The organism is Paenibacillus sp. 01L418 (assembly GCF_056400045.1).
Genome location: NZ_JBFTSN010000355.1, coordinates 1 through 6680 on the forward strand (window position 1 = coordinate 1; position 6680 = coordinate 6680).

The window sequence follows — 6680 nt, forward strand, 5'->3', positions numbered from 1 at the left end:
GGCCCACTGTATAAATATACGTGTCCAAAATCTCCCCCTTACCCGCATTAAGCGTGTTCAGAAATACCGAAACTCTTTCAAATCCAAAATCCATGAAATGGCCGATCTGCAGCAAAAACAAAATGGTAATGGTCGGCATAAGCGCGGGCAAAGTAATGGACAATGTCTGTCTCCAGCGCGTCGCTCCATCCATTTCTGAAGCCTCGTATAAATCTGGATTAATGCTCGTTAGTGCTGCCAAATAAATGATCGTTCCCCAGCCGGCGTCTCTCCATATGCCAGAGGAAACCAGTATCGTTCGGATATACGACTCTTCCCCCATGAAGTAAATCGGATCAAAGCCGAACATCGTAATGATATTGTTTACAAACCCGCTTCGCGGCGATAGAATCTCAATGGCGATGCCACCGATAACGACCCACGATAGAAAATGCGGCATGTAAATAATCGTCTGCAGCGTCCGCTTAAAGAACACCTTGCGAATCTCATTTAAAAGTAAGGCAAGAATTATTGGAATCGGAAACGAAAAGCCTAAGCTGTAAAATGCGAGAATGAGCGTGTTTTTCAAAATGCGCAAAAAGTCAGGATAATGAAACATGCGCTGAAAATGGTCAAACCCTACCCATGCGCTTCCCAAATAACCTTTGAAAATATTGTAGTCTTGAAAGGCCATCACCGAACCCAAAAGCGGTACATACTTAAATAATAAGAAATAAAGAATGCCTGGGATGGATAGAAAATATAACGCTTTATACTTATTTAAATAAGCCCACCGTTCCTTTCCAGTTCGAAACAGCATGAGGCCGGGCTCAGATTGTGAAATATTGCTTTTAGCCATCGGAGTCAACTCCTTACATAGTTTGTACGACAATCGTACACTATGGCACAGAGCTCTACGATGGCGCCATCTTTGTCGGTATGGTTTTTTTTACGATTTGGGCATGATCATTCGAATGACCGTTCCGACTGCTAATTCACTCTCTATCTCTAATCCGTATGCGTCGCCAAATACGAGCTGAATGCGGCGGTGGACATTCAGGACGCCGATTCCTCCCTTGCCTTCCTTCACTTCGGTCAGCTTCTTCGTCTCCAAGCGGCTTCGAAGCTGCAGCAGGGTAGATTCGCTCATACCAGAGCCATTATCTTTAACCGACACAACAAAAAAGCTCTCCGTCTCTTCCGTCCGTATTTCGATCCGATGCTTGTCCTCGATGCCTTCAAAAAAAGCATGCTGAAACACATTTTCGATGATGGGCTGAAGGGTAAGCCTGACCATCTTCTTCAGCAAATAATCTGGCGGAATTTCCACATCGATCTCGAACTCCTTGCCGAACCGATGCTTCAGTATCGCCATGTAATTCAACACATGCTTCAGCTCGTTGACGACCGTAATTTCCTCCAAACTCGTTTGGACAGCATAGCGCAGCATATAAGCCATGTTTTTTACAATTTCCGATACCTCATCCGAATCCTGTACAGCGGGGAAGCAAACAATCGTCTCCAGCGTGTTGTACAGAAAATGAGGATTAATTTGCAGCTGGAGCGCTTGCAGCTCTGCTTTCTGCCGCTCAAGCTCCGCTTCACGTTTGGTGCTTTCCGCTGTATAGACCTGCTCGATCAGGTCCGATAATTTATTGACCATAGAATTGTAGCTTACAACTAGCTCGTCCACCTCATCCTGCTTTCCATTTAACGGAATTCGGGTCCAGTCCCCTTTCTCCGCTTGCTTCATGCCGCGTCTAAGCTTTTGAATAGGCGTTGTGATCGAGTAGCTGAACCGATAAGCAATCAGCAGCCCTAATATCAATGTTACAGAGCCGATCCATATAATGTTCGTTCGAATGCCGATGATCGGTTGGCGCAAATCCTTCATCGGAATCGATATTTGCAAATCCCAATTCGTATAGCTGGAATGGCGGGCAATCGTAAACCTCTCTTCCCCGGCTTCCTTGCTTATGAAGGACACAGCCTTCCCTTCTGGCAGTTCACGCTTCGCTTGAGAGGACAGCTTTTGGCCAATCTTGCTAGAATCGGTATGGTAAACAACTTCTCCCTGCCGATCCTCAATATGAAATAAGCCTTGGGGACCTAAATCAATGCCTTTCCAAAGCGTAGATAACTCCGTGCTCTTGATCTCAATGGCGAGAACACCTTTATAATCCATCGACCGAAGTCCTCTTACTTTACGGGCAAGCGTGATAGATTGGCCTTTCTGCACGGAGCTGATGCTATCGTTCAAAATGACGATTTGGCCATTATCTGGAATGTCTGAGAATAGATTTTCTACATATTTTTTGGCAGAGGGGCTTGTAAAGTCGAGGGATGCATTATTATTCACGCCGACAGAGCGTCCGTCCTTTCCGACGACGTACAAAGCGAGCACCTCAGGGTGACGAATCAATATCGGTTCAAAGGCATACGTCTTGATTCTGGATGAGTAAAAATAATTTTCATAATTGAGCTCCGGCGCCACATCCAAATACTCTTTAATATCCAAATTAGTAAGCAGCGACAACGTTGAGTTTTCATAACTCCGAATATATTGTTCCAAATGGTGCGACGTAATGTTGACGACCTGTGCCATGTTCGCCTCCGCCTGATCGCGAAGTCTCTCTGTCGCTCCATAGTAGGTGTACACGCCTAGAACAAATAAAGGTACAAGGATGACGATGATGAAATACATATACAACCGGAAAAATAGTCCCTTTCGCCGCTTCATCATTTATTTAATCCCCAGCTTGCTGCGAAATTCGGTTGGCGTGATGCCCTTCACTTTCCGAAAGGTTTTTGCAAAATGAGAATAGTCCTCGTAGCCGATCTCATGCGCGACATCGACAATTCGGTAATGAGGCTGCGCGAGCAACTGCTCCGCTGCTTCTATTCGTTTGGTCATTCGGTAGTTCACGAAGGTGACCCCTGTCGTTTTTTTAAAGTAMAAACTAAAATAGTTAGGCGTCAGGCCAACCAGATTGGCAACCTCTTCGAGCGTGACTTCCTTCGCAATGTTCTTCTCGATATAAGCTCTAACCTCTGTCATTAAATCCTTAAAACCGCCTCTGCGCAAAGCAAGCTCATCCGTTACAGAGTGGATTTTGTCGCGAAAGCTTTGCTTTCCATCAGTTAAAGTGTTTTTCTCTATAGCAGCGGCAGCAATCCCTGTGTACTGATGACCCTTGTCCTGCAATCGATCCAATACCGCTTGAAAGGAATCCTCCAATAGCTCATTTAACTGCTGTGGATGATCTGTTCTTTCTGCGCAATAGCTAAGCCAATCATCCAAACATTTATCCAAATCGGGCAACCGCAGCTGCCAAATATGCTCCGTCATCTCATCGAGCCATTTCTTCGAGTGCGTCGGCGCAACGACACCTTTTTCCATAGCAGGCAATATTTTATCCAGCATTTCATGAATGTCCTTTTTCACAACGGGCTTAAGCATATACTCCTTCACACCGTACGCCATACATTGTTTCGCATATTCAAACTCCGCAAAACCGGAAATAACAACAACTCTAATATAGGGATAGATATCATGAATGCGCTTGCAAAGTTGCAGTCCATCCATCCTTGGCATCCGAATATCCGTAATGATGATATTGGGGGGATACTCAGCAATGAAAGCTAAAGCCTGCTCCCCATTCTCAGCTGTACGGATGCTTGTAAATGGCTTGCTGTACGACAGCATCATATTTTTTATGCCATTACGAATGATCATTTCATCGTCCACGATCAATATATGCATATTCATTCCTCCGATTGAAATACTGGCTAGCCGCTTGCCTTTATGATAACAACGTTGGTTTCATACTATTGGAATTACCATTCCTTGTCTACTTGAATTTATGGCGTTCAGATGTGTACGGATTCTAACAAACCGAATGGTGTTTACATGAATTTATAGCGGAATGGAGAAAATACGTTTGACATAAATGTTGGAATTGCATATTATATGAACAAGTATTCATATATTCAACTGGAAGAAGGATGTCTTATGAATGAGTATCGAATAAAGGGACTCTCTTGTGGTGGCTGCGCCCTCCGAATGGAGGAAGAGATTAAGCAATTGGAACATGGCTCGGATGCAAAGCTCAGCTACAACTCAGGAAAATTAACGGTTGATCCGCAAATTTCCATGGCTGCAGTTAAGAAAATTTTAAAGTCAGACAATGCCTATATCGAAGCAAGCTCGGAAGCGAATACGGGACACGATCATAGTTCTCATAATCATGCTGGACATGATCATGATCATGATCACGATCACAGTCATTCCGAAGGCCATTCAAATATGCTCAAATTGCTCATCGTATCGGGCATCATCTATGTTGCCGCATTATTCCTTGATGGCGTGCTCGACAAACAAGCAGTCATTCTATTATATTTGGCCGCAACGATTATTAGTGGCTACACCACATTTTTCCGCGGACTTAAAAATTTAATTAAAATGAAGTTTAATATCGATACCTTAATGACTATTGCGTTAATCGGAGCTGTATCCATTGGTGAATGGAAAGAAGCTACTCTCGTTGCCATCTTGTTTGGACTAAATGAGCTGCTTGAAGGTTATGGTATGGAAAAGGCGCGCCGCTCCATGGAAGCTTTATTTCAAGTTGCGCCTAAGGAAGCTTTAAAAGTAGAAAATGGCCAAGAGATTATCGTTCCGATTGCTTCTCTTCAAATCGGCGATCTTGTAAAAATTAAGCCCGGCGAAAAAATCCCTTCGGACGGCATCGTCTCTGAAGGAAAAAGCTCGGTGAATGAAGCGGCAATCACAGGTGAATCGCTGCCGGTTGAGAAGGAAGCTGGAGAACCCGTTTACGGCGGAAGCATTAACAACGAAGGGCTGCTTCTCGTTCGAATTGATAAAGCATACAAGGATTCCTCCTTGGCAAAAATTCTTCATCTCGTTCAAGAAGCACAGGAAACCAAAACGCCAACGGAGCTTTTCATTAATAAATTCGCTAAATATTATACGCCGCTCATTATGATTGTTGCTGCACTTGTTGCCCTTATTCCTCCGCTCCTCTTTCAGGGAGACTGGATTACATGGCTTTATCAAGGTTTATCCGTATTAATTGTAGGCTGCCCTTGCGCTTTAATTCTTTCTTCGCCAATTGCTATTGTTTCGGGCATTACAAGAAATGCACGGAACGGCGTACTCGTCAAAGGCGGCGTATTTCTAGAGCAGCTTGGCAAGATCGACACGCTTGCTTTTGACAAAACAGGTACGTTAACAAAAGGCGAACCGCATGTTGCCAAATTGGAAGCGTATGATGAAGAACGGTTTTTCCAAGCAGCTGGAGCAATCGAGAAATCATCCTCCCACCCGCTGGCGAAAGCGATTATGAAGGAAATAGCGAGCAGAAATATGACAATACCAGAACCGGATGAAATTCAAACGATATCAGGTCGGGGAATTAAAGCGAAGGTTAACGGCTTTGCATACTGGCTTGGAAATGAAAAAAGCATCGAGCATATTACGATTCCGGATTCTGTCCAAAATCGCATAGAACAATTAAAAAATGACGGTCTTACTCTTGTATTGGTGGCAGACGATCAGCAAGTACTCGGTATGTTTGGCATTTCAGACGAAATTCGCGAGGAAAGCCGGTCTGTAATCGCATCCTTACACAAACTGGGAATTAAGCGTACCATTATGCTTACCGGAGATCATCAGAAGACAGCGGAGAAAGTCGCTTCCGCCGTCGGGGTGTCCGAGTTTTATGGCAACCTTCTGCCGGAAGATAAAGTGAAGAAAATTAAAGAGCTTTCAGCAAGTCACCATGTCGCGATGATAGGTGACGGTATTAATGACGCTCCTGCTCTAGCCTCTGCGCAGCTCGGCATTGCGATGGGCAAAGGAACAGACAGTGCAATTGAAACAGCCGATATCGTCCTCATGCAGGATCATTTGGGCAAGCTGCCCGAAGCCGTTTCCATTGCCAAAAAGGTCAATCGCGTCATCCGCTTTAATATTTGCGTCTCGCTCGGACTGAAAATAATCGCATTATTGCTTACCATTCCCGGCTGGCTCACCTTATGGATTGCCATTCTCTCCGATATGGGAGCGACTATATTTGTTACACTTGTCAGCTTGACCATATTAATTGAACGAAAAAAGCGTGCAGATTAAATTCATACGCAAATAAACAAGAGCCGTTAGCATTATGCTGACGGCTCTTCGCTTGTTTGATCATTCGCGCTCCTTCGGCTGATCGGGTTTTTCATCCGGGTCTATCAGTCCTTTTGCCCCTTTTTTGAATTCTGACAGCGTCGTTCCAATCGCTCGCCCAAGCTGAGGCAGCTTGGATGGTCCAAACAGCAGCAAGCCTAAAATCACAAGCAATACAATTCCTGCAACACCTATATTCGGCATTCTGAACTCCCCATTCCCGTTTGGTTCTAGAAGTTAACTAACAAAGCTGTTACATACATCAGCAAAATGCCAAGTGTTAAACCTGAGAAATTGAGCCACGAAACGGCAGGTGCTTCTGCAGCCTTTGCATCCCTAACAATCATTTTAAAAATGACATAAATAACTTGTATAATGGCCCCTGCGCCAATACCGAAGAATAAGGCCGCCAGCGTTTGATTAAAGACAAATCCACCTATCCACGTTCCGATAATAGCAGGTCCGCCGCCTAAGAGTGCTAATGCGAGGAAAGTCTTGTACGTTGGTTTTG

Annotated in this window: 5 protein-coding genes and 1 pseudogene; 1 reads left to right on the forward strand and 5 read right to left on the reverse strand. The window is 44.5% G+C overall.

Translation table 11 applies throughout. The annotated features are described in order from the left end of the window. The 3 genes from AC1DSE_RS27410 to AC1DSE_RS27420 form a co-directional block, all read right to left on the reverse strand. Positions 1 to 799: ABC transporter permease (locus AC1DSE_RS27410; protein ID WP_477528510.1), on the reverse strand; the 799-nt coding region annotated here is incomplete at its 3' end. A 129-nt stretch (positions 800 to 928) separates the two neighbouring features. Beyond that, positions 929 to 2722: a cache domain-containing sensor histidine kinase gene (locus AC1DSE_RS27415; RefSeq protein ID WP_477510268.1), complete on the reverse strand. Its 1794-nt coding sequence runs from the start codon at positions 2720 to 2722 to the stop codon at positions 929 to 931. Next, positions 2723 to 3742, reverse strand: a complete 1020-nt coding sequence (locus tag AC1DSE_RS27420) for a response regulator transcription factor (RefSeq protein ID WP_477528509.1) — start codon at positions 3740 to 3742, stop codon at positions 2723 to 2725. A gap of 249 nt (positions 3743 to 3991) precedes the next feature. Between AC1DSE_RS27420 and AC1DSE_RS27425 the strand changes: the two genes are divergently transcribed. Then, entirely contained in the window at positions 3992 to 6130 is a 2139-nt protein-coding gene (locus tag AC1DSE_RS27425) for a heavy metal translocating P-type ATPase (protein WP_477510270.1), read from the forward strand. Positions 6131 to 6190: 60 nt separating this feature from the next. Here AC1DSE_RS27425 and AC1DSE_RS27430 read toward each other — a convergent pair whose 3' ends face one another. Both AC1DSE_RS27430 and AC1DSE_RS27435 read right to left on the reverse strand, forming a co-directional pair. After that, positions 6191 to 6373 carry a twin-arginine translocase TatA/TatE family subunit gene (locus AC1DSE_RS27430; RefSeq protein ID WP_076269692.1) on the reverse strand — a complete coding sequence of 61 codons (183 nt, stop codon included), beginning with the start codon at positions 6371 to 6373 and terminating at the stop codon, positions 6191 to 6193. A 26-nt stretch (positions 6374 to 6399) separates the two neighbouring features. Continuing rightward, positions 6400 to 6680: pseudogene (locus AC1DSE_RS27435) on the reverse strand (ZIP family metal transporter); the annotation flags it as partial.

What these genes read in the sequence shown, in the direction of transcription:
- AC1DSE_RS27415 (WP_477510268.1), bottom strand. Translation starts at nt 2,722, where the DNA reads ATGATGAAGCGGCGAAAGGGACTATTTTTCCGGTTGTATATGTATTTC.
- AC1DSE_RS27425 (WP_477510270.1), top strand. Translation starts at nt 3,992, where the DNA reads ATGAATGAGTATCGAATAAAGGGACTCTCTTGTGGTGGCTGCGCCCTC.
- AC1DSE_RS27430 (WP_076269692.1), bottom strand. Translation starts at nt 6,373, where the DNA reads ATGCCGAATATAGGTGTTGCAGGAATTGTATTGCTTGTGATTTTAGGC.